This window comes from Sphingopyxis sp. GW821-FHT02C12 (genome assembly GCF_059421785.1).
This window is the reverse complement of the sequence record NZ_JBWKVQ010000002.1, coordinates 554,064-579,328: the sequence shown is the minus strand read 5'-3', so window position 1 is coordinate 579,328 and position 25,265 is coordinate 554,064. Positions and strand designations below refer to the sequence as shown.

General features: G+C 65.7%; 24 protein-coding genes and 1 pseudogene. 11 read left to right on the top strand and 14 right to left on the bottom strand.

Annotated features, from left to right (window positions below; all coding sequences use genetic code 11):
- Positions 1-7: 7 nt before the first annotated feature.
- The 6 genes from AC07U1_RS18010 to AC07U1_RS17985 all read right to left on the bottom strand — a co-directional run bounded on the left by AC07U1_RS18010 (position 8) and on the right by AC07U1_RS17985 (position 5,986).
- Positions 8-388, bottom strand: a complete 381-nt coding sequence (locus tag AC07U1_RS18010) for a nuclear transport factor 2 family protein (RefSeq protein ID WP_495178065.1) — start codon at positions 386-388, stop codon at positions 8-10.
- Between the two features lie 79 nt (positions 389-467).
- A complete protein-coding gene (locus AC07U1_RS18005) occupies positions 468-707 on the bottom strand; it encodes a hypothetical protein (RefSeq protein WP_495197765.1) in 240 nt (79 codons plus the stop codon).
- Between the two features lie 190 nt (positions 708-897).
- Positions 898-2,604 carry a class I adenylate-forming enzyme family protein gene (locus AC07U1_RS18000; protein ID WP_495178473.1) on the bottom strand — a complete coding sequence of 569 codons (1,707 nt, stop codon included), beginning with the start codon at positions 2,602-2,604 and terminating at the stop codon, positions 898-900.
- 235 nt (positions 2,605-2,839) lie between these two features.
- Positions 2,840-4,354 (bottom strand): NAD(P)(+) transhydrogenase (Re/Si-specific) subunit beta, encoded by a 1,515-nt coding sequence (locus AC07U1_RS17995; RefSeq protein ID WP_495178066.1) that lies wholly within the window; start codon positions 4,352-4,354, stop codon positions 2,840-2,842.
- 1 nt (position 4,355) lies between these two features.
- Positions 4,356-4,637 (bottom strand): proton-translocating transhydrogenase family protein, encoded by a 282-nt coding sequence (locus AC07U1_RS17990; protein WP_058803547.1) that lies wholly within the window; start codon positions 4,635-4,637, stop codon positions 4,356-4,358.
- 227 nt (positions 4,638-4,864) lie between these two features.
- Positions 4,865-5,986: an NAD(P) transhydrogenase subunit alpha gene (locus AC07U1_RS17985; protein ID WP_495178067.1), complete on the bottom strand. Its 1,122-nt coding sequence runs from the start codon at positions 5,984-5,986 to the stop codon at positions 4,865-4,867.
- 416 nt (positions 5,987-6,402) lie between these two features.
- Between AC07U1_RS17985 and AC07U1_RS17980 the strand changes: the two genes are divergently transcribed.
- The 3 genes from AC07U1_RS17980 to acuI are packed head-to-tail and all read left to right on the top strand — an operon-like array spanning position 6,403 to position 8,905.
- Positions 6,403-6,819 (top strand): Rid family hydrolase, encoded by a 417-nt coding sequence (locus AC07U1_RS17980; protein ID WP_495197764.1) that lies wholly within the window; start codon positions 6,403-6,405, stop codon positions 6,817-6,819.
- On the top strand, positions 6,816-7,844 hold the full coding sequence (locus AC07U1_RS17975) for a phosphotransferase family protein (protein ID WP_495178069.1): 1,029 nt from the start codon (positions 6,816-6,818) through the stop codon (positions 7,842-7,844). The genes AC07U1_RS17980 and AC07U1_RS17975 overlap by 4 nt, the downstream gene beginning before the upstream one ends.
- 2 nt (positions 7,845-7,846) lie before the next feature.
- Positions 7,847-8,905, top strand: a complete 1,059-nt coding sequence (gene acuI / locus AC07U1_RS17970) for an acrylyl-CoA reductase (NADPH) (RefSeq protein WP_495197763.1) — start codon at positions 7,847-7,849, stop codon at positions 8,903-8,905.
- Between the two features lie 74 nt (positions 8,906-8,979).
- Here the strand turns inward: acuI and AC07U1_RS17965 are convergent, their stop codons facing one another.
- Together AC07U1_RS17965 and AC07U1_RS17960 are read right to left on the bottom strand one after the other, a co-directional pair.
- A complete protein-coding gene (locus AC07U1_RS17965; RefSeq protein ID WP_495197811.1) occupies positions 8,980-9,339 on the bottom strand; it encodes a DUF2285 domain-containing protein in 360 nt (119 codons plus the stop codon).
- Between the two features lie 151 nt (positions 9,340-9,490).
- Entirely contained in the window at positions 9,491-9,703 is a 213-nt protein-coding gene (locus tag AC07U1_RS17960) for a transcriptional regulator domain-containing protein (RefSeq protein ID WP_495178072.1), read from the bottom strand.
- Positions 9,704-9,991: 288 nt separating this feature from the next.
- Between AC07U1_RS17960 and AC07U1_RS17955 the strand changes: the two genes are divergently transcribed.
- The 7 genes from AC07U1_RS17955 (at position 9,992) to AC07U1_RS17925 (ending at position 15,610) form a co-directional block, all read left to right on the top strand.
- Positions 9,992-10,744 carry a helix-turn-helix transcriptional regulator gene (locus AC07U1_RS17955; protein ID WP_495178073.1) on the top strand — a complete coding sequence of 251 codons (753 nt, stop codon included), beginning with the start codon at positions 9,992-9,994 and terminating at the stop codon, positions 10,742-10,744.
- Positions 10,745-10,822: 78 nt separating this feature from the next.
- Positions 10,823-11,440, top strand: a complete 618-nt coding sequence (locus AC07U1_RS17950; protein WP_495178074.1) for an acyl-homoserine-lactone synthase — start codon at positions 10,823-10,825, stop codon at positions 11,438-11,440.
- Complete coding sequence (locus AC07U1_RS17945) at positions 11,430-12,317, top strand: phytanoyl-CoA dioxygenase family protein (RefSeq protein ID WP_495178075.1); 888 nt, start codon at positions 11,430-11,432, stop codon at positions 12,315-12,317. Before AC07U1_RS17950 ends, AC07U1_RS17945 begins: the two co-directional genes overlap by 11 nt.
- Positions 12,314-12,916, top strand: coding sequence for a GntR family transcriptional regulator (locus tag AC07U1_RS17940; protein WP_495178076.1), 603 nt, complete (start codon positions 12,314-12,316; stop codon positions 12,914-12,916). The genes AC07U1_RS17945 and AC07U1_RS17940 overlap by 4 nt, the downstream gene beginning before the upstream one ends.
- Positions 12,917-13,033: 117 nt before the next feature.
- Entirely contained in the window at positions 13,034-13,159 is a 126-nt protein-coding gene (locus AC07U1_RS17935; RefSeq protein WP_495178077.1) for a benenodin family lasso peptide, read from the top strand.
- A 49-nt stretch (positions 13,160-13,208) separates the two neighbouring features.
- Entirely contained in the window at positions 13,209-13,871 is a 663-nt protein-coding gene (locus tag AC07U1_RS17930) for a lasso peptide biosynthesis B2 protein (protein WP_495178078.1), read from the top strand.
- Between the two features lie 113 nt (positions 13,872-13,984).
- Positions 13,985-15,610 carry an asparagine synthase-related protein gene (locus tag AC07U1_RS17925; RefSeq protein ID WP_495178079.1) on the top strand — a complete coding sequence of 542 codons (1,626 nt, stop codon included), beginning with the start codon at positions 13,985-13,987 and terminating at the stop codon, positions 15,608-15,610.
- On the opposite strand, the gene AC07U1_RS17920 is transcribed toward AC07U1_RS17925, so the two are convergent.
- The 6 genes and pseudogenes from AC07U1_RS17920 to AC07U1_RS17895 all read right to left on the bottom strand — a co-directional run bounded on the left by AC07U1_RS17920 (position 15,602) and on the right by AC07U1_RS17895 (position 24,016).
- On the bottom strand, positions 15,602-17,623 hold the full coding sequence (locus AC07U1_RS17920) for an Atxe2 family lasso peptide isopeptidase (RefSeq protein WP_495178080.1): 2,022 nt from the start codon (positions 17,621-17,623) through the stop codon (positions 15,602-15,604). The two genes, AC07U1_RS17925 and AC07U1_RS17920, sit on opposite strands and share 9 nt — an antisense overlap.
- Entirely contained in the window at positions 17,617-20,178 is a 2,562-nt protein-coding gene (locus tag AC07U1_RS17915; protein ID WP_495197810.1) for a TonB-dependent receptor plug domain-containing protein, read from the bottom strand. Before AC07U1_RS17915 ends, AC07U1_RS17920 begins: the two co-directional genes overlap by 7 nt.
- A gap of 69 nt (positions 20,179-20,247) precedes the next feature.
- Positions 20,248-20,373 (bottom strand): annotated as a pseudogene (locus AC07U1_RS17910) (STN domain-containing protein); the annotation flags it as partial.
- 259 nt (positions 20,374-20,632) lie between these two features.
- The gene (locus AC07U1_RS17905; protein WP_495178082.1) at positions 20,633-21,571 is read right to left on the bottom strand and encodes a FecR family protein; all 939 of its coding nucleotides are present in this window, start codon (positions 21,569-21,571) and stop codon (positions 20,633-20,635) included.
- Positions 21,572-21,624: 53 nt separating this feature from the next.
- On the bottom strand, positions 21,625-22,209 hold the full coding sequence (locus AC07U1_RS17900) for an RNA polymerase sigma factor (RefSeq protein ID WP_495178083.1): 585 nt from the start codon (positions 22,207-22,209) through the stop codon (positions 21,625-21,627).
- A 544-nt stretch (positions 22,210-22,753) separates the two neighbouring features.
- Complete coding sequence (locus AC07U1_RS17895) at positions 22,754-24,016, bottom strand: MFS transporter (RefSeq protein WP_495178084.1); 1,263 nt, start codon at positions 24,014-24,016, stop codon at positions 22,754-22,756.
- Positions 24,017-24,376: 360 nt separating this feature from the next.
- On the opposite strand from AC07U1_RS17895, the gene AC07U1_RS17890 reads away from it, so the two are divergent.
- The gene (locus tag AC07U1_RS17890) at positions 24,377-25,213 is read left to right on the top strand and encodes a phytanoyl-CoA dioxygenase family protein (RefSeq protein ID WP_495178085.1); all 837 of its coding nucleotides are present in this window, start codon (positions 24,377-24,379) and stop codon (positions 25,211-25,213) included.
- Positions 25,214-25,265: the final 52 nt, after the last annotated feature.

Below are 25,265 nucleotides of genomic sequence, written 5' to 3'. Positions count from 1 at the left end.
GGCCCGGTCACCCCGTTGCGGGAACCGCCGAACAATGCGCTTGCGCAACGCGCCATCCATCCGGCTCGCGCGTCCACACGCGCGAATAGACGAAGCGTCCGAAGAAAGCGGCACCATCGAAGGTTCCTCTGATTTCCGCTGTGACGCAGGTCGCCGCCGCTTCGCCGTAGCAACGAACAAGCATGTCCGGGGCATAATCGAGCGACGCGATTTCGAGACGCCCCGAACGGTGCATCGCAAGATCGGCGGCTTTGGCAATCCGCGCGCCATTCTGGTCGACAAACAGGGCATCGTCGCAGAGCAGCGCGTCGAGCGCGGCGATATCGCGCGCCAGCATGGCGCTGCGCAGCCGTTCCTCGATGGCGATGATTTCGGCGCGCTGCGTCATGTTCCGTTGCTTCGAACCCGCTCGCATCGCCGGCCCGGCGAAAGCCCCGAAGAATGGCCGAAGGGCGCCATCGAACAGCTCAGAGCCCGAGGCGCGCCCAGAACTCTCTTGCGGTCAGCCGCGCGGGCTTTTCTTTCGCCTCCGGCGCTCCGTGGCGCCACGAAGGGTGCGGCAGCGGCGGCGCAACACGATCATATTTTCCGTCGGGCTTTCTGTCACGGCTCATCGTCAACTCCTCGCGGTCCAGAAAACCTGCCGACGACACGCAAGTTCCCTTACCCCAAGGATTTTTTGAGCAGGTCAGCGTCTGGAACGACATGCGGCGGCGAATGCAACGCGCCCGGCGGGCTCACCGGGATCGATAGTCTGCAGGCGTACTAGCTGACGCCGGTGCAGGCCGGGCCAAGGCTGCAATGGCTGTCTTCAATGAGGCCATATCGATGCGAGCACTGGCCCCTTCCAGGCGCGCCCAAGCGATCCTGCAACCATGCTCCCGCCACGCCACCCGCTTAAGCGACCGCGTCGTCCGTCGTCTTGACGAAAAGCGCGCTCAGATCCCTTTTCAAAATCTTGCCATTGGCATTGCGGGGCAGCGTATCGGCCACGAAGCGGATCGCCACCGGCACCTTGAAAGCGGCGAGCCGCGCGCGAACCCAATCCTGCAATTCCGACTCGGTCGCATTCGTCCCGGGCGCCAGATGGACGACCGCGGCGGGTTCCTCGCCGAGCGTGCGATGCGGGATGCCGATGACCGCACAATCGGTGACCGCGGGATGGGCGTAGAGAATATTCTCGACCTCGGACGAGTAGATATTCTCGCCCCCGCGCAGCACCATATCCTTGGCGCGGTCGACGATATAGACGAAGCCCTCGTCGTCGAGACGCGCCAGATCGCCGGTGCGGACCCAGCCATCGACGAAGGTCTCGGCGGTCGCCTCGGGCTTGTTCCAATAGCCCTTTACGATCATCGCGCCGCGCGCCCAGAGCTCGCCCACGGTGCCGGTCGGGAGAACCGTCACACCGTCTTCGGCGCGGATTTCGAGATCGGCCACCGCGACCGGCGGTCCGGCGCTCGTCGGGCGATTGAGATAATCTTCCGCCGAATGATGGGTCACCGTCGCCATCGTCTCGGTCATGCCCCAGCCGTTGCCGGGCAGCGCGCCAAACTCCTCATAGATGCGCTTGACCAGTTCGGGCGCCGACGGCGCGCCGCCATAGGCGATCGCCTCCAGCGAGGAGAGATCGTAATTCGCGCGGTCGGGATGCTCGATCAATTGCCAGGCGATCGTCGGCACGCCGCCGGTGACGTTGACCTTCTCGCGCTCGATAATTTCCATTGCGCGCAGCGGATCCCATTTGCGCATGAAGATCGTCGTATGGCCCGCGGCCATGCTGCCCATCAGGCTCGCCGAACAGGCGGTGACGTGGAACATCGGAATAACGGTCAGCGACGTCCGCGGCCGCGGCTCGGGCAACGCCTCACCGCGTCGCAGGAAGCCGCGCGCCGCCGAGAAGCCGCCGGACAGGATATTGGTGACGAGATTGCGGTGGGTGCCGAGCGCGCCCTTGGGATTGCCGGTCGTGCCGCTCGTGTAGAAAATCGTCGCATCGTCATCGCTGTCGAGCGAAACCGCGGCCCGGTCGGTCGCCGGCAGCCGCGCCCAGTCGGCCGGGGCGCCGACAATATCCTCGAGTAGTGTCGTACCCGCGGGCGCCGTATCGGCGCGCGCCACGATCACGCGTTCGACCGCGGGCATCGCCCCCGCATGGTCAGCGATGCGCGCGTGGCGCTCGGCATCGACGAAGAGGATTTTCGCTCCCGAATCGTTGATGCCATAGGCGAGTTCGGCGCCGGTCCACCAGGCATTGAGCGGCACCGCGATGGCGCCGATCGAGGTGATCGCGAAGAAGATCATCGGCCATTCGGGCAGGTTGCGCATCGCAAGCGCGACGCGGTCGCCCTTTCCCACCCCCAGCGCGTGCAAGGCGTGCCCAAGGGCCGCGACCGCGCGCCAGTTGGCCTCGAAGCTCACGCGCTCCTCATCGAGGATCGTGAAAAGCCGCTCGCCATGGGCGCGCGACACATCGAGCAGCGCGCCGAGGTCGTGCGGCGCGTTCTTCCAGACCCGGGTCGCAATCCCGCCGATGCTGACGGTTTCCATCTCGAAGGGCGCACCCGCCGCGGTCAAAATCGCGGTCGCCTCGGCAATCGACATTTTCGGCCAGGAAGGATCAAGCGGGACCACGGGTTCGCTGCTCGGTTCGGTCGCCACCGGTTCATTCTCTCCGTCAACGATGCGCCGCCGGCTTCGTGGCACGGAGGGCTGATCTGTGTGAGGATCGAGTGCGGCGCCCAAAAAGGCAAGAGGGATCAACGGCGCGAACCGCTTTGCCTGACCTTACAGCCGGGCGCGATCATGAAGACGCAGCTTTTCCGCCTCGCGATACGGCTCAGTGCCCGCTACCGCTCAGCGCCTTGACGATGTCGTCGGCCATCTTCTTGGCATCGCCGAGCAGCATCATCGTCTGGTCCATGTAGAATACGTCGTTGTCGACGCCGGCGTAACCGACCCCACCCATCGAGCGCTTCACGAACAATACGGTCTTCGCCTTTTCGACGTCGAGCACCGGCATGCCATAGATCGGCGAGGTCTTGTCGGTCTTCGCCGCCGGGTTGGTCACGTCGTTGGCGCCGATGACGAAGGCAACGTCGCACTGCGCGAATTCGCCGTTGATGTCCTCGAGCTCGAACACCTCGTCATAGGGGACGTTCGCCTCGGCGAGCAGGACGTTCATATGGCCGGGCATGCGCCCTGCGACCGGGTGGATGGCATATTTGACGTTCACGCCTTCCTTCTTCAGCTGGTCGCCCATTTCGCGCAGCGCATGCTGCGCCTGCGCGACCGCCATGCCGTAGCCGGGGACGATGATGACATTCTCGGCCTGGCTCATCAGGAAGGCGGCGTCTTCGGCGCTGCCGGGTTTCCACGGGCGCTGTTCCCTCGACCCGCCGGCGGCCGCCGCGGCATCGTCGCCGCCGAAACCGCCCGCGATCACGCTGATGAAGCTGCGATTCATCGCGCGGCACATGATGTACGACAGGATCGCACCCGACGAACCCACCAAGGCACCGGTGATGATCATGGCGGTGTTGCCCAGCGTGAACCCCATCGCCGCCGCGGCCCAGCCCGAATAGCTGTTGAGCATCGACACGACGACGGGCATGTCGGCGCCGCCGATCGGGATGATCAGCAGGAAGCCGATCGCAAAGCTGAGGCCCGTGATCGTCCAGAACACCCAAGGCGACTGGTCCTGCGTGAAGTAAGCGGTCAGCGCGACGATCGCGGCGAGCGTGCCGAGGTTGATGACATGCCGCCCGGGCAGCATGATCGGCGAGCCCGACATATTGCCGTTGAGCTTCAGGAAGGCGATGACCGAGCCCGAGAAGGTGATCGCGCCGATCGCGATGCCGAGGCCCATTTCGACGCGGCTGACCGTGAAGATCTGCCCCGCGGCGTCGGCGATGCCGAACGCGACCGGATTGAGGTAGGCAGCGGCGGCAACCGCCACCGCGGCGAGGCCGACGAGGCTGTGGAAGGCGGCGACGAGCTGCGGCATCGCGGTCATCGCGATCTTCCGCGCCATGACGATGCCGATCACGGCACCGATACCGATCGCGACGAGGATTTCGACGAGCGAGATGGTGTCAATGACCGCACCGGGATCATATCCGTCATAACCGACGTCTGCATGTACCAGCGGCAAGTGCGTGAGCATCGTGGTCACGACCGCGATCGTCATGCCGATCATGCCGAAGCGGTTGCCGCTCTGCGCCGTCGCCGGCGACGACAGGCCGCGCAGTGCGAGAATGAAGAGGATGCCCGACACCAGATAGGCGATCGCGGCCCAGGGATTTACCGGGCCATGGCCGCCGGTCGCGGCCGAGAGAATGGCCTGAACGTCCATCTCAGCGCTCCTTCTTCTTGTACATCGCGAGCATGCGCGACGTCACTGCGAAGCCGCCGAAGATATTGATGCTGGCCATCACGACCGCGGCAAGACCGAGCCATTTCGAGGTCGCCGAGCCCGCGGCGGCGCTGGCAATCAGCGCGCCGACGATGATCACCGAGGAGATGGCGTTGGTGACGCTCATCAGCGGCGTGTGCAGCGCCGGGGTCACCGACCACACGACGAAATAGCCGACAAAGCAGGCCAGGACGAAAATCGAGAAGATGGCGATGAAGTCCATAAATTACTCCGACGAATGGCCAGTGGGGGGACCGGCAGGCGTGTCCCGCTGCCGGTCGGCGATTTCCGCGCGCCGCAACATGTCCCGAAAGATTTCGATATTGTCGGACCGGGGCTCTCGGACCAAGCGGGCGCCCGGCCACGGTCTCACCCGCCGGGGCCGCGCGCCGAACAACATCACCAGCGAGACGAAGAGCGCCAGGAGGGCGAGTCCGGCGAGAAGGACGATCATACCAAGAGCCGCTCGTTCACGACCTTGCCGCCCTGCGTCAGCCGCACCGCATTGCCGATTTCCTCGTCAAGCACGGGCTTGCCGGCTTCCTTGTCCCAGAAGGCCGAAAGGAAGTTGAACAGGTTGCGGCTGAACAGCGCGCTCGTGTCGGCGGGCATCAGCGCCGCGATATTCTTTGCGCCGATCACGGTAACGCCGTGGATGCGCTTCGCTTCGCCCGACACCGATCCTTCAACATTGCCGCCGCTTTCGGCCGCCATGTCGACGATCACGCTGCCGCTGCGCATCGTCGCGAGCTGCGCGTCGCTGATGAGCCGCGGCGCCGGTCGCCCCGGAATCAGCGCGGTGGTGATGACAATGTCCTGCTTGGCGATGTGCGACGACACGAGTTCGGCCTGCGCCGCCTTATATTCGTCGGACATTTCGGTAGCATAGCCGCCCGCACCCTCGCCCTCGATCCCCGCGACGCTCTCGACGAAGATCGGCTTGGCACCGAGACTGAGGATCTGTTCCTTGGTCGCCGCGCGCACGTCGGTCGCGCTGACCTGTGCGCCGAGGCGGCGTGCGGTCGCGATCGCCTGCAGCCCCGCAACGCCGACGCCCATCACGAACGCCTTGGCGGCGCTGACGGTGCCCGCGGCGGTCATCATCATTGGAAAGGCGCGGCCATAGGCGTTTGCCGCGATCAGCACCGCCTTGTAGCCCGCGAGGTTCGCTTGGCTCGACAATATGTCCATCGACTGCGCGCGCGTGATGCGCGGCATGAATTCCATCGCGAGCGCCTCGAGCCCTAGCTTCGCATAGGCATCGACGCGTTCGCGCTCGCCGAACGGATTGAGCCCCGCGGCGAGCCAGGCGCCGTCGGCAAAGCCCGAAAGCCCTTTCGGATCGGGTCCCTGGATCGCGAGGATGATGTTCGCGCCCTTCAGCGTGTCGGCGCGGGTGGCGACGCTCGCGCCCGCGGCGGCATAGTCCGCATCGGCGATCGACGCCTGCTCCCCTGCCCCGGCTTCAACGGCAACTTCAGCGCCCAGCCCGATGAATTTCTTCACGGTTTCGGGCGTGGCGGCGACGCGGGTCTCGCCTTCGGCGAGCTCCTTCAGGACGGCGATGCGCATATTCACCTCCAAGGCGAGGGTAAGCGAGGGCAGGAAGCGTCAGATATTCTCGCGGAAGGACCGAACGACGTCGTCTTTGCGGCTGGTCGCAACTTTCTCATGTCCATGGCCCAGCCTGCTCCCCGATCGGAATATGCGCGCCACATGGCATTTAATATAACAGTTGTCATCACAAATAATTCTTGTCGGCAACGCTCGCCTGCTTGGGGGACGCGTAACCATCGGCGCATCGCCGGTAAGGCCCCACCGACGGGTGCCGCGGTGCCAAGCCGATGCCGCCACCGATTAAGAAAACATTTGTTGCGTAAAACAATCGACGTTGATAGCCGGTCACTCGAAGGCGTCGCTTCAAGGCCTCCGACGCCGGCAGACACGGGGACGAATCGCAGGTCTCCTTCAATCGGGAAAGGCAGAACATGGGTGCAGATATGAAGCAGCAGTCGTTCACTCCGCCGGCGATGCAGGTCTCCGCCGACAAATATCATCTGTCGCAAGCGATGCGCGTCGGAAACACCATCTGGGTGTCGGGCCAGGTCGGCATCACCGCAGAGCGGACCGTTCCCGTCGGGCTCGAGGCGCAGACGCGCCAGACCTTCGAAAATCTGAAGACGGTCCTCGAATCGGCGGGCGCGACGCTCGACGACATCGTCGAACTCACGCTGCTCTTCACGGGCAGCATGAGCAAACTCGAGGCGTTCTACAAAGTGAAGGACGAATACATACGCGCGCCTTATCCCGCCATCACCGGCTTCGGCGTGTCCGCGCTTGCTCTGCCCGAATTGTTACTCGAGGTCCGGGCGGTCGCGGTCGCGGGGTCTGCGGCAGCGAAATGAACGACCTCGATGTGGAAGGGCTGTCGCACTGGATGCGCAACGCCCTTCCCGGCACGCCGTCGGCCACGCGGATCGAGAAATTCCCGGGCGGGCAGTCCAATCCCACCTACCGGCTCGACGCCGGCGACCGACGCTATGTGCTTCGGCGCCAGCCGTTCGGCCCGCTGCTTCCTTCGGCGCATGCCGTCGACCGCGAATTCCGTCTGCTCGAAGCACTCGCGCCCATCGGGTTCGCCGTCCCGCGGCCGGTCGCGATCTGCCTCGACGACAAGGTCATCGGATCGAAATTCTATGTCATGGACCGGGTCGATGGCCGGACCTTCTGGGACGGCACCCTCCCCGCTCTCCAGGCGGCCGAGCGGCAGGCGGTTTACCAATCGCTTGTCGATACCATCGCCGCGCTCCATTCGGTCGACCATCGGGCAGCGGGTCTCGGCGACTTCGGCGCGAGCGGCGACTATCTCGAACGGCAGGTTCGCCGGTGGACGAGGCAATATCGCGCAGCGCAGACGGAGGAGATCGCCGAAGTCGAGCATCTGATCGACTGGCTTCCGCTTACGATACCGAAGCAGGAGGGCTCGGCGATCGTCCATGGCGACTATCGGATCGACAATGTGATTTTCGCGCCCGATGCGCCGCGGCCGCTCGCGGTGATCGACTGGGAACTCGCCACGATCGGCGATCCGCTTGCCGATTTCGCCTATTTCGCGATGGCATGGATCATGCCCCACGATGGCGGATCCGGCCTCGGCGGCGTTGATCTCGCCGCGCTCGGAATTCCTTCGCTGGACGAGATCGTCGAGCGCTATTGCCACCGCACCGGCCGTCGGCACGCGCCCGATCTCCACTGGTACTTCGCCTTCAACCTCTTCCGCCTCGTGGGTATCCTGCAGGGCATCCGGCGCCGCATCATCGACGGCAACGCATCGAATGCCTCTGCGGCGGACAGGGTCGCGCAAATCGGCCCGCTCGCGGAACTTGGCTGGCGTCAGGCGCTCCGCGCGTGCGGACGCCGTTGCTATTGAGCATGCAGGACATGCGCGAGGGCGCGGGGTGCGGCAAGCCAGAGACGCATAAGTTCACGAACTCCGAGGAGAAGACGATGTTTTCAGCGATCCTGATCGACAAAGGCGAAGGCGGACAGACCGTCTCGCAGCGTAGCGTGGCGGAGGACGATCTCCCCGATGGCGATGTGTCGGTCGACGTCGCCTATTCGACGCTCAACTTCAAGGACGGGCTTGCCATCACCGGCAGTTCGCCGGTCGTCAGAAAATATCCGATGATCCCCGGAATAGACCTGGCCGGAGTCGTGAGCGAGAGCCGTCACCCCGGCTGGAGCGCCGGCGACGCGGTGATACTGAACGGCTGGGGGATCGGCGAAGTTCACTGGGGCGGACTTGCGCAGAAAGCACGGGTCAAGGGTGAGTGGCTGGTCCCGCTGCCCGCGGCCTTCACCCTCGCGCAGGCGATGGCGATCGGTACCGCGGGATACACAGCAGCCCTTTGCGTCAATGCCCTTGTCGACGCCGGCATCGTCCCGGAGGCAGGTGATATTCTCGTGACCGGCGCAACCGGCGGCGTCGGTTCGGTCGCCATTCCCCTGCTCAAGAAGGCCGGGTTCAGGGTCGCCGCATTGACCGGCAAGACGAGCGAGCGGCCCTATCTCGAGGACCTTGGCGCCGACAGCGTGATCGATCGGACGGCGATGGAGCAGCCCGGCAAGCCCCTGCAGGAAGAGCGCTGGGCGGGCGTGATCGACGCCGCGGGCAGTAACATCCTCGTCAATGCGTGCGCCCAGACGCGCTACGGCGGCGCCGTCGCCGCCTGCGGGCTTGCGCAAGGCATGGATTTTCCCGCGACGGTACTGCCCTTCATCCTGCGCGGCGTTCGCCTGCTGGGTATCGACAGCGTCATGGCGCCAAGGCAGCCGCGGCTCGACGCGTGGGAGCGGCTCGCACGCGATCTCGACCCGAACCTGCTCGACCGGATTGCGCGCGAAATTCCCATGTCGGAGGTTGTCGATACCGCAGCGAGGTTCATGTCGGGAGAAATCAAGGGCCGCTATATCGTCGACGTCAATCGTTGACGCCGGCGGAGGGCGGACAGGGGATATGACGGCGAGACCGCAAGCGTGGAAATGCCGCCCGGACTTTGCCGCGGTCAGTTCGCGTCCCCGCCATCGGCGCGCAGCAATCCCCGGTAGCCGCCCGCCGCCATGCGCCGCGCCTCGCGCGCCAGCCGCCTGACCCGCGAGCGCAGCGAATCCGAAACCGTCCGCCAGTCGGGCGGGATGCGCTCCTCGCCGAACAGGCCGGCAGCAATATCGCGCTGCGAAGCCCCGTCGTCCAGTGCGTCGCCCACGCGCAAGACCGCGATCGAGCGCGCAACCCGGCGCTCGGGCGGGAACAGGGCGGGCAGGAAGCGGCCCGTGCGCAGCAATCCGGCGAGCCGGCGAAGCGGCGCGAGGCCCGCCTCGGTGTCCCGGCCGGCAATGCCTTCGAGCCTATAGCGCAGCAGCACCGGGCTGCCGGCGGCAAGGCTCCCCTCCTCTACCTCGATGCGGATGCGGCGGTAGCCATCCGAAAGCACGGCATGCTCGCGGCCGTCCGCATCGGCGATCACGGCCAGCCAGTGCGCAAAGCGCTCATGGTCGAAGCGGTCGGCGTGGCAGCTATCGACGGGCACCGCCGCGAGACGCAGCGCGTCGGGATCGATGCGCGCATCGAAGATCAGCCGTGCATCGGGCGACGCGCGGGCGGGATCCTCGGCGAAAGTGCAGACCCCAGGAGAGCGCGTCGGCCCGGCCGGCGCCGTGGCGCGTCGCCTTACTCGCCGAGGTATACCAGGCGACATAGCCGGGATCGCGGCGCAGCCATTCCCACATGAGCCCCGCCCGGTCGATGCCGCGGAGGCGCCGATAGGCCGCGGGGTCGCGCCAGTCGGGCCGGGGTAGCGGCGGCGGCAATCAGGCCGACCCCGGCCGCAACGGCCGAACCGACAAATGACGTAGAAACAGAGCCTTGCCTACCCAAGCGAGACGACTATGATCGAGGCTCGTTCCAGCGTCCGGACTCGGCGGGTACGGAAAGCCGCATAAGGGTCCGCATGAGCGGGAAAGGGCGGCCACGAGGGTTTCGGCGGCTTGAGACGCTGCCTCCGGTCGATATCGCGCATGAGAGACATGCGTGCCGAGGTCGAGTGGTTCCTGAACGCTATCGCGCTGGTCGGCGATATCGGGGCGCTCGCCATGATCCTCGGCGAAATGACCGACCGTATGGGTTTTGCGCATTTCGCGCTCACGCATCACGCGAATATTCTCGACGCCCCCCACGCGATCATAAGGCTGCACAACTATCCCGAAGCGTGGGTCGACTATTTCGACCGGCATCGTCTCGGCCTGTCGGATCCCGTCCATCGCGCAAGCCATCGCACAAGCGCTGGGTTTCGCTGGGACGCGGTCCCCGACCTTATCCAGATGACACCCGGCGACCACCGGTTGCTCGACCTCGCGCACGATCACGGGCTTGCCGACGGCTTCACCGTTCCCGCCAATGTCGTCGGCGAAGCGACCGGCTCGTGCAGCTTTGCCATCGCTCCAGGCAGCGAACTGCCCGGGGATGTCCTGCAGTGGGCGCAGCTTGCCGGGCTCGCCGCGTTCGAAGGGGCGCGTCGCATCTGGCTCGCGGGCGCTGCGCCGCCCGGGCCGCGGCCCCGGCTCACCGATCGCCAGCGTGACTGTCTCATCTGGGCGGCGCGCGGGAAGACCGCCTGGGAAAGCGCGCGCATCCTCGGGATCAGCGAAGAGACGGTCGTGCGCCATCTCAAGCAGGCCCGCGAGAGATATGGGGTTGAGAAGCAGACATCTTTGCTGATCCGTGCCCTGTTCGATGGAATAATCAGCTTCTCCGACATTTTCGGTCGTTGATATGCCCATTTCTGGGAATAGCGCGTTCGCGCCCCGAGCCTGACTCTCCCGTGCACACACAGGACGGGAGTTCGAGCCATGCTGCATCTGATGGAGCCGGAATGCTCCGCAACCGAAGACGAGGTGCTGCGCGCGATGTTCGCGGCGCGCAAGGACGTGTTCGTCGACCTGCTCGGGTGGGACGTTCCGGTCCTCGCCGACCGGTTCGAGATCGACCAGTTCGACGACGAGCATGCCATCTACCTCGTCGTCACCGACGCAGGGGGCAAGCATTTCGCCTCGGCGCGGCTGCTGCCGACCACGCGGCCGCATATCCTCGCCGATCTCTACGCGACGCTTTGCGACGGACCGGTTCCACGCGGGCCGCGCATCTACGAAGTGACGCGCTTCTGCCTCGACCGTCACATCGGTGCGAAGGCCCGGCGCTGCGCGCGTAACCGGCTCGTGGCCGGGTTGGCCTCGTTCGGCCTCACCGAGGGGATAGGTCTGTACACGGGCGTCGCCGAGGTGGGCTGGCTCGAGCAGATTCTCGGCTTCGGCTGGCGCGCCTGGCCGCTCGGCGCCGCACGGCCCGTCGGCGGCAGGCGGCTGGGTGCGCTCGCGATCGAGATCGACCCGGACACGCCGCGCCTGCTCGCCGAGGCGGGCATCGGCACGACCCCAGCCCCGACGCGGGAGCCCCACCATGCGCTCTGAGACAGTGCGGGCTGCCGAAGCGCGGCTCGCGGGGTCGGTGGCCGAACTCGCACGCGAGGGCTATGCGATCATCACCGATGCGGTTCCCGAAGCGCTGGTGCGGCAACTCGACGACACGCTTCGGGCGGACTTCGATAAAACGCCTTTTTGCGAGGGCGGCTTTTACGGGTCGCGCACCAAAAGGTTCGGGCGGCTGCTTGCGCGATCGGCGTTCGCCGAGCCTTTCGTCCGTCATCCGCTTATCCTTGCGATGGCGGAGGAGTTGCTCGGGCCGTGGTGCGATACGCTTCAGCTCAACCTCACCCAGGCGATCGCGCTCCACCCCGGCGCGCTGCCGCAGCTACCGCATCGTGACCAGGACATGTGGCGCGGCGCGATCGGCGAAACCGAATATCTCATCAATGTGATGTGGCCGTTTACCGACTATCGTGCCGACAATGGCGCGACGTTGGTCTGGCCGCGCAGCCACGGTGCGGCTGCGCTGGCGCCCGAACCCGACGGCGATCCGATCGTTGCCGAGATGCAGCCCGGATCGGCGCTCGTCTTCCTAGGCTCGACGCTCCACGGCGCCGGTGGAAACGACAGCGGCGACATCCGCCGCGGGATGATCGTGAGCTACTGCCTCGGCTGGCTCAAACCCTATGAGAACCAGTGGCTCGCCTATCCGCCCGAGATCGCGCGCGGCTTCGATCCCGAGCTCGCCGCGCTCGTCGGCTACCGCCAGCATCGCCCCAATCTGGGCAATTTCGAAGGGCAATGTCCCTCGATCCTGCTCGGTGAATCCATCCCCGGGCGGATCGGCGCCACGGATGCGCTCCGACCCGACCAGCAGCTACTCGTCGAGGCCTTTGTCGCGGAGCAGCGGCGCGAAAGATGAACGCCGGAGTGACCTCGGAGCGCGTCTATGACGCGCTCAAGGCCCGCCTGCTCGGCGGCGACGTCCCACCCGGCGAACGGCTCGAGCCCAAGAAACTTGCCGCGATCCTCGCGAGCAGCGTCTCGCCGGTGCGCGATGCTCTGCACCGGCTTGCCGGCGAGCATATCGTCGAGATGCGAACCGCCGAGGGTTTCCAGCTGCCCCTCGTGACCGAGCCCGGCCTTCGCGATCTTCTGCAGTGGAACGGCGAGCTGCTCCGCCTTGCGCTCCGGGGATGGCCCGCCGGCACGCCCGGCAAGATCGAACCGCCGCCAACCGAGGATTATGCGGCTCGTCTCCGGACGCTGTTCGGCCTCGTCGCCGCGCGCTCGGGCCTCGCCGAGCTCGGTCGCCAGGTCGAGGCTGCGAGCGACCGGCTCACCGCCGCCCGCATCGCCGAGAGCCGGGTCGCGCCGGACGCGCAAGGCGACATCGCCGATATCGCCGCGATGATCGAGACAGGCGATGCGCGATCGATCGCGCACCGCATCGCCGCCTATCACCGGCAGCGCATGGCACTTGTGCCCGCCATCGTCGCCGCGATCTACCGGGGCGGCTGACCCGGCCCTTATAGCCCGTCTATATTCGGCATATCACCGGCGTATAAATTTCGGATAGCCGCGCCGCTTTCCTACGCTTCTCGTTGCCGCAATCCCGCGGCATCGAGGAGAAGTCTCATGGCACATGAACCCGAAGAACTGATCGACCTCGGCGCGGCAAGCGTCGAGACGCTCGGCCCCGATGGTCAGCAGCTTGAGCTGTCGGTCATCGGCAAGCCGTTCGGCATCGACAGCGAAGACTGAGCCGATGGGCGGGCGGACTCCGGTCCGTCCGCCAAACGGCAACCGTCGCATGGAACAGTTCAGGCTCCGGCCCGGGATATCCCATCACAGCTTTGGCGATGGCGCCATCATTCTCGATCTCGAGCGCGATCGCTATTGGCGCGTCGGCAGCAGGGCAGCTTTCGTGCTCGACTGGATATGCGGGAGCACGGCGGGCGCGGCTCAACCCGGGGCGATCGAGCAGCTTTGTGGACTGGCTCTGATCGAGCGATCGCGCGAAACCCCCGAGCGCCCGAGGCTTATGTTGCCGCCCGGACGCAGCAGCGCCATCGAGCAACCGGGTCAAGCCAGGTCTATGCGCATCGCGGACCTTGTCGAAGTCGCGGCCTGGCTGGTCGCCGCACGATTTACCGTTCGCCGAGCAGGCATTCGCGGAGTGGTCGATGAGGTGCAGGATGCCCGCTCAAGGACAAGACGCCGCGCGACGGGCGACCTCGACCAACTGGCGCAGCGATTTCACGCGAGCCGCAGCCTGATCCCACTGTCTGCCAAGTGCCTGCCCGACACCCTCGCCTTCTTCAACTATGCTGCCCGACGGGGACATTTGCCCCATCTCGTCTTCGGGGTCGTACCGGTGCCGTTTTCCGCGCATTGCTGGTCGCAGGACGGCGACCGGATTCTGAACGACGCGGTCGGCCATACGCGCGCCTTCGCGCCCATTCTGGTCCTATGACCGAGCCACGTTATCTAGCTGTCCTCGACCCGCTCAAGACCGGCGCGGCCGAGACATTGATGCGGCGAGCCGATGGGTCAACGTCTCTCGCTCCCGCTTATAGCGATGCTCATATGACCGTTCTGGCGGGAGCCGGGACAAGCGTGCTTCGCGGCAAAGGCGCCGAAATCCTGATCGGCCGGCTATTTTCGAAGGCAGCCTCCCATGAGATCCGAACACTGCCATCGTCTTTCGTGCCGGATAATGGTCGGTCGCTCATCGAAGAATATTGGGGCGACTATCTATACATGTACGAGGCGTCCACCGCGCCCGATCTTCGGGCGATCCGCGCTCCATCGGGGACATTGCATGCCTATCGAATCCGACGTGGCGCCGTCACCTATCTGACATCGCATATCGAGATCGCGATCGCCTACGGCCTGGTCCGTCCTGCCATCGACTGGCGGTTCGTCGCCCACCATCTCGCGTTCCTGCATCTGCGGTCCGCGGCGACTGGGCTCGCGGAGGTCGATGAAATCATGCCGGGTGAAATCCTGCAATTGAATGGCGCGACTTCCTCGATGCGCAGTCTGTGGACGCCATGGACGTTTGCCGCTCCGGAACGGCGCATCGACACGATAGACGAGGCAATCAGCCTCGTGTCGCGCGCAGTGCGCCTGGCGATCGAGGCATTGATCCGGCCCACCGACAGAGTCCTTCTAGAGCTGTCAGGCGGCCTGGACTCGTCTGTCATCGCCGCCGCCTTGTCGGAGGCGGGTCGGGAGATTGTCGCGCTCAATCTCGCCACACCGGATCCCGGTGGCGACGAGCGGGACTATGCCCGCATCATATCGGAACATTGCGCGATTTCGCTCCACGAGGCGCAGGTCGAAGAGACTATCGATCTGACCGCCAACGTCCCGTCGCTGACGGCGCGACCGGGCCTGCCCGCCATGCTGCGTTCGGCGGACGCCCTTTTCGACCGCCTGGCCAAGGTGGAGAATGTGACGGCTTATGTCAGCGGCACCGGCGGCGACTGCGTTTTCTGCTCGCTGAGCAGTGCATCGCCCGCCACGGACTATTTCAGGTCGTATGGTCCGCGCCCCGCCCTTGCCGCCATCATACGCGATGTTGCGGCAATCCACCGCACGAACGCCTGGCATGTGACGCGGCTGATGCTGAAACAGCTTTGCCGCCGAAAGCCAGCCCTTTCGTGGACGCGCAACACGCACTTTCTGGATACCGATCGCCTCCCGATTGCCCCGCCTTCGCACCCCTGGATGGATGCACCGGATCGGGCGTTGCCCGGCACCCGCGCGCATGTTCGCGCAATCATCGCGGCGAACGCGCATCTCGACGGTTATGGGCGGCAGGAAACCGCGCCATCGCTCTACCCGCTGCTCGCCCAGCCCGTCGTCGAAACCTGCCTGGCTATCCCGACATGGCTCTGGGTGGAGGGCGGTCATGATCGCGCCGTCGCGCGCCACGCGTTCAGGCGGTCGCTACCCGAAGCGATCGTCACGCGCCGTACAAAAGGCTCGATGGATGCCTTTTGCGCGCGCATTTTCGACAAGAACCGCGATCGGCTCATGGCATTTCTGCTCGACGGTTTGCTTGTCGGCGCCGGGCTGCTCGATCGCACAGCGATCGAAGCCTATCTCACCCGCCCCTTCAGCAATCGAGACGATCTCTTCTATCACCTGTTGCCGATCGCCGACACCGAGGCCTGGGCGCGGGGCGTGCAGGCTCGATCATCGTGATCTCGCCGCTTCCATCGCCTTCCATCGCCGATATTGCTCGGCCTTGGCGGGATCGGGATCGACATGGCCCTGCAGCCAGAAGCGGAACCAGTCGAGGTTGCGTTCATAGACCGCGCGTTTGTGCCGCGGCTGGTACATGATGTGCGTCTCGTAAGGAAAGGCCCAGAGCTCGACGGGCTTGCCGGCGCGTCCTAGCTTCGCGGCGATCTCGACATTGCTGCGGAATTCGCGCTCGGGCAATTGCATGAGGAGCGGCGCGTCGAGCTTGCCGAGCGAATGCGATGCCGAAAGTTGCTTCCAACGCGCGCGATCGACATCGGGCGGACCGATGTTCCACACCTTCTTCAATATGTCGGGCACCTCGCGACCGGCGATCGCGTTGAACCAATAATAGGTTTCTGACAGGAGCGAATTGCTGATCGAGATCGCCGACAGCTTCGACGAATGCGTCGCGATCCACATGGTGACCTCGCCGCCGAAGCTCAGCCCGCCCATGCCGACCCGCGCGGGATCAATCAGCCCCTTGCCCGCCAGCGTGTCGATCGCGGCGCTGATGCCGGCCTGCGCGATCCGATATTGTTCGACCTGATCGCCGAGCCCCGCTTGGGTCGGCACCCGGTTCGCGCACAGCACCGCAATGCCGGCATCGGCGAACTGGCGCAGCGGGAAATCGTCGCCGATACCGCCGCGCAGATAACCGTCGCAGACATAATAGGTCACGAAGAGCGGTACGGCGCGGGGACTGCCCGGCGGCAGCATCAACTGGCCGGTGAAGCTGCGACCCGACGGGTCGACCCAGTTCATCGGCTCGAACCGCGGGGCATCGGCGCGCTCGAGCGCGGCATTGGGTGACGCGAGAATTTTCGTCTCACCCGTGTCGAGATCGATCCTCACGAGCCGCGGCGGCATGTTCGCCGAAGCGGCAACGCAAAAGGCGGCTGACGCACTGACGGCGCATCCGCGCCGGTCGTCGCGGCCGCCGTTGAAGCGCCCGACACCGCCGCCGATGCGGCGAACCTGCCCGTCTGCGACATTCCACAAATAGAGCGTCTGGTTGGTCGCAAGATCGCTCACCGCGAACAGCACGCTGTCCTCGTCCCCGCGCCACGCCAGACCACGGATCAACTGCCTGCATTCGGGTGCATCACAAAAGCGCGGCGCGGCATCCCCGGGACGCTGGACCGCGAGCACCGCATGTTGTTCTTCGCTCAGCGCATAGGCTGTGCCCCGTTCATCGCCCGACGGCTCAGCGGCAAGGATATAGCGGTCACCCAGCTTGTCGAAAGGCTTGGTGCGCGTTTCGATGCGCGCCGCTTCCGATACGCTCGCAGCCCGCGTCACCCCCGTCGCCAGATCGATCGTGCGGTGGCTCGGCGGCGTGTCCGCAAGCAGGCCGCCATGCGCGAACCAGAAGCCGCTGATGCGATCAGTCGCGAAGCGCCCGTCGATCCGCGAGCCCCGATAAAGCTGGCGCGATGGATCGACACGGGCATCGATCAACACGCCCTCGTCATATTCGCGGCGTTCTGCCCTCATAATATCGTCGCGGGTTGCGCCGACCGCATAGGTCAGCGCGCGCGAGTCCCGTGCGAGGGCAAAGGCGCGGACGTTCGCGGCGTCGCTGGTCAACGCCTCGGTGGACGCGCCGTCGGCGCTGCTTCGCCAGATCTGGACCTCTCCGTCCCGGAGCGCGCGATAGACGATCGCCCGCGAGTCCGCCGTCCAAACCGGTGGCTCGGCCGCGAACGTGCCATCGGGCCAATCGCCCTCGCCCGCGTCGGCTATACGGCGAGGTGGAGTACTGCCGTCGGCCGGGACCGCGTACCATTCAAGATCATGGGTGTTGCGCTCGATCGAGGCGGTCTCGGCGCGATAGGCAACAAGCTTGCCATCGGGCGAGACCGCGACGCTCGACAGATCGGTCAATTCGATCATCTCGCGAATGGTCGGCGTCGTCGTGCCGCCACTCGCCGCCGCGAGCAGCGCGGCCCAGCCCACTCCCGCCATCACCATGACGTCACCAGTTGCACGGCGATGAGGCGCCCAACCGCATTGGCGTTTTCCGGGTCGAAGCCCGATGCGGATTGCACCGTCTGGAGGTTTACATAGGGCGGTCGCCGATCGAAGACGTTGGTGGTGCTCAGCGAAATGCGCGTCCCCGCCAACAACTGGTCGAGCTTGTAGCTCAGGCTCAGGTCCACGGTGGTCCAGCTCGAGACGGTCTCGACCGGTTTGACGCCATTGTTCGTGTAGCCGGCCGTGTGATTGACAAAAGCCGCCGCGGACCAAGGCCCCTGCACCACAGCCAGACGGCCGCGCAGCCGCATGTCGACCGGATTGCCGATCGTCGAGAGGATATCAACCTTTGGAGACCCCGCCGTGATCTTCTGCCTGTTGCGCAGAAGCCAGGTCCCGCTGATGCCTACCTCGATCGAACGGCGCGGCCCGGCATGTGTGTAGCCGAGGTCGAAATCGAGCCCTTCGAGATCGACCGACGAGAGGTTGCGGGTCCGGCCATCGATGATCGCCCGGACCTGGCCCGGCGCGATACCGAACGGATTGAAGAAATTCTCGTCGGAGTAATATTTGGCGACGTCGGCGACCGGGGGATTGTCCACGATGAGCTCCCCGTAGACACTCCGGTTGGACAGAAACGACAGATAATTGATGCCGGCGCTGCCGATGCGATCGCGATAGGCGATGTTGAAATATCCGACATCGAGACGCAGGCCGGGAATTTGGTCGGGCGTCAGCGTCGCCCCAACCGTCCAGGTACGAGCCTTTTCGGGCCCGAGATCGGGGATGTTTCCGAACAGCGCGAGAACGGGAGTCGTGCCGGTCGGGGATGCCGGATCGGGCACATAAAGAGGCGCGATAGAGGCGGTCCCCTTGCCGGTCCGGATGTCGAGGAAGCCCGGTGCGCGGAACGACCGGCCGTAATTTGCGCGGAATGCCACGCCGCCACCCGTTCGCCAGCTCAACCCGAACCGGGGATTGAAGGTCGTTCCGAAATCGCTGTAATGCTCGACGCGACCGGCCACCGACAAGTCGAGCGCTTCGACGCCGGTCACGTCCATCTCGGGGCTGACGATCGGCAACGCCAGTTCGGCAAAAGCAGCGGTCACCGAACGGCTGATCGGAAAGCCTGCCGATCCGGCGTCGACGGGCGTCGCCGTCGAGTCATAGTTCGTGCCCGTTCCATTATAGCGCTCGCGCCTGAATTCGGCGCCGACCGCGAGGTTCGCAACGCCTCCGGGCAGACGGATCAATGGACCGTCTGCCTTGAAGGCGGCCGACCAGATGCGCGATTGTCCGATGGTTTCATACCAGCCGCGGACCTTTTCGACCGTCGCCCTCGCCGTGTGCGACCCGTCTCCGAAAAGGTTGTAGGCGGTTGCCGGGTTGGTGTCCGCGAGCGCTTGGGCGAGCCAATAATGATTGGGGACGTTGGTCGTGCGCAGTTCTTCGCGTTGTTTGCCGAAAGAACCCCCTAAACTCAGGCGCCATTTCCCCAGCGTCGCCTCGAAGCCACCGACGCCGCTAAAACTGCGCACGGAAGCGTGATTGGTCTTGATGCCGAGATCGTCGGTGAAATCATAATTGACGGTGACGGGGCGTCCCGTGCCGATCGGGTCGACGTAAAAGGGATTGGTCGTGGGCACGGTAACATTGCCGCGATTGCTCGGCGGCGTCCGGATCACGGACTGCCGGTCGGCGAAAAAGCCTTGCGCGGTAAATCGCAGCCATGAAGCCAGATCCTGGGACAGTGCGCCAACGACCGAATGCCGATCCTGACGGGGAAGGATATCACTTTTCGCGCGGCCATCGGCCTTGTTGGGCTGTCCGGCGAGCAATTGGTCGGCGCTGAGCCTGGTGCCGTCCTGATTTGCCGGAATACCGTAGACCCGCCCGTCGGCGGCGATGATCGTTCCGGGATTGGCGAAGGTCTTGCGATAATCCGGCCCACCGAACGCCCGCAGGTCTTCTGTCACAAAATCCCGGTCCGCCGCGGCGAGATTGCCGCGGTGATAATATTCGTAGCCGAGCATGAGAGTCCCGCTCGACCAGCCGACGCCGGCGAGTTGGCTGACCTGCCATTCGTCGAAACCCTTGGCCGAACCGAAGCGCGCGCGACTCTCCGCGCCCTCGAAGCGATTGCGAAGCTTGACGTTGACGACGCCGCCAACGGCGTCCGAACCGTAAATCGCCGAAGCGCCGTCGGCGAGTACTTCGATGCGTTCGATCGCCGACGACGGGATCAGCGAAAGATCGACGAATGTTCCCGAAACCCCGCCCAAAGCGATGCGGTTGCCATCGATGAGCGTGAGGGTCGAGGTCGTGCCCAGTCCGCGCAGGTTGACGCTCGATCCGAGGCCGAGATTTGCACCCGCATTGTTACGATCGGTGAAGCCGGTTGTACCCTCATTGGGCCCGCCTCCGAAATTCTGCGGCAGCGCCTGCACAATCTGTTGCGTTGTCGCATATCCGCTCCGCTCGATGTCGCCGCGATCGATGGTGACGACACGCGCACCCGCCGGGGATGCACCGCGGATGCGGCTGCCGGTCACGACGATATCCTCGTCGGCCGCCGCTTCCCCATCGCCGCCCGCGTTCGCCGTCGCCGCGCGCCGCACCGCGAGCCCCCGCCCCGCCGGCACGGCGGTCAGGCCGCTGCCGCGCAGCAGCAGAGCGACCGCCTCTTCGAAACTGTAAGCGCCTTCGATAGCGGGAGCGCTCCGGCCGGCCACGAGATCGGACGGCATGCTGACGTTGCGCCCGAACTGGGCACCGATCGTGCGCAGCGACGTGGCGAGCGACTGCGCGGGAATGCGCACCTCCTGCCGCGCCTCTTCGCGTGCGAGCAGCGGCGCGGGTGCGAACACCGCGGCCGAACCCGCCAGAAATAGCATCAATTCCCTGTTTAGCATCGTCGTCTCCCGATCGAGCGGGCACCTGTTGTGCCCCCTTCGACCGGTGAGACGCCCGTCGCGGGATTAACCCTGTGACTTTTTCAACGCCCGCTTATCGCACGCCTGCTGCGCGCGCGCGGAGCACGATGCTGCCGTCCGCCGCGGGCTCGGCGACGAGCCCGAAGCTCGCAGCGAGTGCGTCGGCAAAGCCCTGCGGATCGTCGCGCTTGAACGCGCCCGACACGCGCAGCGAGGCCGGCCCGGCGCCTTCGAGCCGGACTATCTGTCCCCCGCCGCGATTGAACATGGCTACGGCTTCGCCGAGCGGCACCGCATCGAAGCTGATCATCGGCGCAGGCCATGCAAGCGCGGACGCTGGCGCGCGCAACGGTGCGCCCAACGCACCGCTGCGCACCGTCAGCTCTTCGCCCGGGGCGAGCAAGCGCGAGGCAGGCCGGCCGGATTGCGCGCTTTTGCGCTCGCGCACTTCGACCGAGCCCCGGAGAAGCACGACCCGCACCGCCCCGTCTTCGATGCCGACATCGAAGACCGTGCCATGCGCGACGACCCGGCCTTCGCCGGCATCGACGAGGAAGGGTCGTGCGGGCTCGTGTGCGACGTCGAAGCGGGCGCGCCCGCGCTCGAGCACGAAATGCCGCTCGCCGGCCGTGCTGCGGTCGGCAAGCACCGCGCCGCGATCGAGCGTCGCGCGCGAGCCGTCGGACAGCCGGACGGTGCGCAGCTCGCCGGCTGCAGCGATCCGGGTGACCGCGGGCTGCGTCACCGCGGCGGGGCCGAGCCACCCGATTTGCCCCGCCACCAGACCCGCCGAAAGAAGCGTGAGCAGCGCGATCCCGGCCGCGAGCAAGGCGGACGGCGGTATCTTGGCGCGCGCGCGCGACAGGTCCCGGTCCCGCCCGACCGCCGTGTTCGCGAGAAAGCGGCTTTCGTCCCACGTCGCTTCGAGCCGTGCATAGGCATCGGCGTTGACAGCGACGCGTCTCCAGTCCTCGAAGGCCGCGCGGCTCGCTTCGGCATCGGGACCGCGCATGACGGCGAACCATTCCGCCGCACTGCGCGCGCTCGCGCGCGGTAAGCGGTTCGTCATGGCTTCACGCTGGATTGCGCGAGATAGGCGATGGCGCGCGTCATATGCATTTCGACCGTCTTGATGCTCAAGCCCGTCCGGGCGGCGATTTCGGCATAGCTATAACCGTCGATACGGTGCGCGAGGAATATTTCGCGCGTCCGCGGCTTGAGGCGGAGCAGCGCCTGCTCGAGACGTCGCAGGCGATCGCGCGCCTCGAGCGCGTCCCACTGGTCGTTCGCGCGCAGCGCAACCTCTTCATCTCCCAGGTGGAGTGATGCCGATCGCCGTTCGTCCTGCCGCGCGTCGTCGCGCAGCATGTTATGGGCAGCGCGGCGGAGATAGGCCGCGGGCGCCACGATCCCTTGCTGCTCCCTCTCGGAGAGACCGGCCAGCCGGCAGAACACGCGCTGCACCACGTCGTGCGCGCGCTCCCCCTGCACGCGGCGGCGAATGAAGCGGACAAGCCCGTCGTGATGCGTGCGATAGAGCCTCTCGAGAAAGGCGCCGCGGGGGCCGGCACCCCTGTCGTCGGGCGGCAGGGGATCCGCCTCGGCGACGGCCGCAACGCGCGCATGGTCGGGAACGGACTTCAGGTGCATGCGCGTACCGCGCGAGCGCGAACATCGCGCGCGCGCCGGCCGCCCGCGCGGCGCACGATGGGAAAGCCCGAAATCATGGGCGGTTCTCCGGCGGGGAGGCCAGCCGGCGTTACCGGTTGTCAGACGCCGGCCCGGAACATGTGCTGCCGCCTTTAACCGCCGTGTGCGGCCTGGACATTCGCGGCTGCGGCCCGGATACTAGATGATCCGGCCCAATTTCCCGTGTGCGCGGCGATCTCGCCTCGCGCGCCGCATTATCGGGCGCGCAGCATCAGCATAGCCGGACGCCGATGGAATTCAAGGCGATGCGCCGGCCGCCATGCCGGGTGACGGAAACATGCTTGAGCATGTGCCGAGACCTTTAGTCCCCGCGAGGACCTGGACATACGTCTTGGCCACCCGGTCGACGCGATGGCTGGGGTGCTGGCTGACACGCGGAGCGCGTGATCGATGCGGGCGCGGGTCGGGTCGCAGGCCGGACTGTCACGGCCGCCGCATCGTGCCCGGGACAGCAACTTTGCTACTTCATCTCCTTCGGGCGCGTTCACCTTGCCGCGGTCGCGGCCGGGGCACTGCCACCGCTCCTCCCGAGCAGGCGCCAGGCCGAAAACAGCGGCGTCGCGGCATAGGTTACGGCCGCGAACAATATGAATGCGGCGATCCCGAGATTGCCCAGGATCGAGCCGCCGGCAAAACCGCCGACGGCGTAACCGACCTGGATCGCAAAATACCATACGCCGTAGATCATCGCGAAACGTGAGCCGCTGGCCTCGCGCTTCAGGAGGCTGATCCACAGCACTTCGGCCGCGGCGGCGCCGAGACCGATGCACGTCGTTCCCAGCAAGGCGACCGACGCCAGCGGCGAGTGGGTCAGGAAAAGATAGGCGAAGATCCCGCCGAAATAGATCGCGGTCATCCCCACCACGGGCCATCCAAGGCCGAAGCGGTCGGTGAGCCAGCCGATGAGCAGCGCGCCGACCATGGACGCTGCCGCGTTGAACCCGACGATCAGCGCCACGGTGCGCGTATCGATTCCAAAGTCCGCAAGGAGCTGCGGGTTCATGGCGAGAAACGCCACATTGGCGCATCCGAGCCCGATGGTCGCGACGATGATGCCAGCCACGAGCGGCCAGCTCGCGGGCCTTTGCGCGGACGGGCCGGCAACGTCATCCTGCGCGGCGCCCGCATCGCCCTCCCCGGCACCGTCCGACCCAAGATCGCCGCCGGGACGGCGCAGGCGCGCGGCGAACACGGCCATCGCCGCGACCGCGGCGATCCCGCCTGCGAGGGTAAGCGCGGTCGCCTGGAATCCGGCCGTGCGGTTGAGATACTCGACCAGCGGCGCGAAGACGATCCCGCCGGCGCTGCCTCCTGCCCACACGATCGAAATGGCGGTCCCGAAGCGCAGATCGAACCAGCGGGCGACGACCACGGGCACCGAGGTCATGATCGCGACCTTGCCGAAACCCATCAGGATGCGAAGGCCGTAAACCTGCCAGAATTCGGTCGCGAAGGCGAGGCAGGCAAAGGCGATCGCAAGGATCATGAGGCCGCCGATGATGAGCTTCCAGGGACCGAAGCGCTTGATTACCGGCGCGCTCAGCAAGGCGAGCGGCGCGACCAGCCACATCGCCGAAACGATACCGCCGGCCTCGCTCTCGGACCATCCGTGCGCGCGCGCCATGATGTCGGCGACCATGATAAAGCCGTAGATCGACGCGCCCATCAGCGTGCCGACGCACAGGAACAGGACCGCTACGATGATCCAGCCGCGATCGAACCGGGCGGAGGGTGCTGCGTGCATCATTGTGTCCGGCTCCGTTCGCCCGTTTCGCCCGGCCGCCCGCCGATAGCGAACCGGAAGCAGCGCCAAGCGCGTTGACCAAGAGTAAAGATAACAACTGTCATTTTTATAGCAGCGCCGCGCCGTGTCAAGCGGCCTGCGTCATTTGGCTGGCGCGTCTCCCGCGCCGCTTGTGGCGGCGGCGGGTCTGGCGATGCGCGCACCATGGCGATCGGGATGCGGAGCCACTCCGCATGCACGCTTCGTCCCCGGAGTAAATTAAGCTCATGTTTTCAAATCACTTTAATTAAGATAACAATCGTTGCAATAAATTGAATTTTTAGATAAAATCCGATTCGAACACGATGTTGGGAGTAAACGGCGATGGATGAGTCAGTACGCAAGGCGTTTCGGGAAGACGGGGCAGTCGTCATCAGGAATGTGCTCGGCGAATCCCAGCTCGCAGAGTGCCGCGAGCTATACGACTGGATCGTCGCGAACCCCGGCCCCCATGGCCATGCGCTGTACAGGGGCGAGGATCAGGTGATGACCTCGCATGTGGACAATGCCCATCCGGAGGCCAAGGAACGGCTCGAGGAGCTCGTCGCCACCCTCCCCTTCGCCGAGATATTCGCCGATCTGTGGGGCTCCAAGAATGTCTGGTACTTCTCCGAAGAGGTGTTTCTGAAGGCGGGCGGCGTAGGCAGCCGGACCTTCTGGCATCAGGACACATCGTATCTCCCGTGGGCCGGAAACCACTGGGGCAACGCATGGATGAGCTTCGAACCCATTCCCAAGAAGAATGCGCTCGAGATCGTTCGCGGCTCGCACAAGGGCATCCTTTACGACGGCACGACCTTCGAGCCGGGCGATCCGACCGATCCGCTACACGGCGGCGACGCCCTTCCGCGCCTTCCCGACATCGAGAAGGAACGCGCCGCGAATCCCGACGCCTACGATATCCTGTCGTGGGCGACCGAACCGGGCGATGTGGTCTTCCTCCATCCCGGTTCGCTGCACGGCGGCGCGACGATCGACGCCGAGTGCCCCGAACGGCATACCTTCGTGTTTCGCTTCTTCGGCGACGATGCGACCTTCAGCCCGCTCCCGGCGGTCAGCCGGTCGGGATATGAGCGCAACGGCAATCTCTATCGCGACGAGGTCGCGGTGCTGAACGCGGGCGATCCCTTCCGTCTGCCGATCTTTCCCCAGCTGGTGTAACTCGCAGCCGAGAGCCATGAACGGATTGCCGCAAGGGTCCGGTACCGCGCAG

Excerpts from the sequence above, each read along its gene's own strand:
- AC07U1_RS18010 (WP_495178065.1), bottom strand. The coding sequence starts at position 388 with ATGACGCAGCGCGCCGAAATCATCGCCATCGAGGAACGGCTGCGCAGC.
- AC07U1_RS18005 (WP_495197765.1), bottom strand. The coding sequence starts at position 707 with ATGTCGTTCCAGACGCTGACCTGCTCAAAAAATCCTTGGGGTAAGGGA.
- AC07U1_RS18000 (WP_495178473.1), bottom strand. The coding sequence starts at position 2,604 with ATGTCGATTGCCGAGGCGACCGCGATTTTGACCGCGGCGGGTGCGCCC.
- AC07U1_RS17995 (WP_495178066.1), bottom strand. The coding sequence starts at position 4,354 with ATGGACGTTCAGGCCATTCTCTCGGCCGCGACCGGCGGCCATGGCCCG.
- AC07U1_RS17990 (WP_058803547.1), bottom strand. The coding sequence starts at position 4,637 with ATGGACTTCATCGCCATCTTCTCGATTTTCGTCCTGGCCTGCTTTGTC.
- AC07U1_RS17985 (WP_495178067.1), bottom strand. The coding sequence starts at position 5,986 with ATGCGCATCGCCGTCCTGAAGGAGCTCGCCGAAGGCGAGACCCGCGTC.
- AC07U1_RS17980 (WP_495197764.1), top strand. The coding sequence starts at position 6,403 with ATGGGTGCAGATATGAAGCAGCAGTCGTTCACTCCGCCGGCGATGCAG.
- AC07U1_RS17975 (WP_495178069.1), top strand. The coding sequence starts at position 6,816 with ATGAACGACCTCGATGTGGAAGGGCTGTCGCACTGGATGCGCAACGCC.
- acuI (WP_495197763.1), top strand. The coding sequence starts at position 7,847 with ATGCAGGACATGCGCGAGGGCGCGGGGTGCGGCAAGCCAGAGACGCAT.
- AC07U1_RS17960 (WP_495178072.1), bottom strand. The coding sequence starts at position 9,703 with ATGTGGGAATGGCTGCGCCGCGATCCCGGCTATGTCGCCTGGTATACC.
- AC07U1_RS17955 (WP_495178073.1), top strand. The coding sequence starts at position 9,992 with ATGAGAGACATGCGTGCCGAGGTCGAGTGGTTCCTGAACGCTATCGCG.
- AC07U1_RS17950 (WP_495178074.1), top strand. The coding sequence starts at position 10,823 with ATGCTGCATCTGATGGAGCCGGAATGCTCCGCAACCGAAGACGAGGTG.
- AC07U1_RS17945 (WP_495178075.1), top strand. The coding sequence starts at position 11,430 with ATGCGCTCTGAGACAGTGCGGGCTGCCGAAGCGCGGCTCGCGGGGTCG.
- AC07U1_RS17940 (WP_495178076.1), top strand. The coding sequence starts at position 12,314 with ATGAACGCCGGAGTGACCTCGGAGCGCGTCTATGACGCGCTCAAGGCC.
- AC07U1_RS17935 (WP_495178077.1), top strand. The coding sequence starts at position 13,034 with ATGGCACATGAACCCGAAGAACTGATCGACCTCGGCGCGGCAAGCGTC.
- AC07U1_RS17930 (WP_495178078.1), top strand. The coding sequence starts at position 13,209 with ATGGAACAGTTCAGGCTCCGGCCCGGGATATCCCATCACAGCTTTGGC.
- AC07U1_RS17925 (WP_495178079.1), top strand. The coding sequence starts at position 13,985 with ATGACCGTTCTGGCGGGAGCCGGGACAAGCGTGCTTCGCGGCAAAGGC.
- AC07U1_RS17920 (WP_495178080.1), bottom strand. The coding sequence starts at position 17,623 with ATGGTGATGGCGGGAGTGGGCTGGGCCGCGCTGCTCGCGGCGGCGAGT.
- AC07U1_RS17905 (WP_495178082.1), bottom strand. The coding sequence starts at position 21,571 with ATGCGCGGTCCCGATGCCGAAGCGAGCCGCGCGGCCTTCGAGGACTGG.
- AC07U1_RS17900 (WP_495178083.1), bottom strand. The coding sequence starts at position 22,209 with ATGCACCTGAAGTCCGTTCCCGACCATGCGCGCGTTGCGGCCGTCGCC.
- AC07U1_RS17895 (WP_495178084.1), bottom strand. The coding sequence starts at position 24,016 with ATGATGCACGCAGCACCCTCCGCCCGGTTCGATCGCGGCTGGATCATC.
- AC07U1_RS17890 (WP_495178085.1), top strand. The coding sequence starts at position 24,377 with ATGGATGAGTCAGTACGCAAGGCGTTTCGGGAAGACGGGGCAGTCGTC.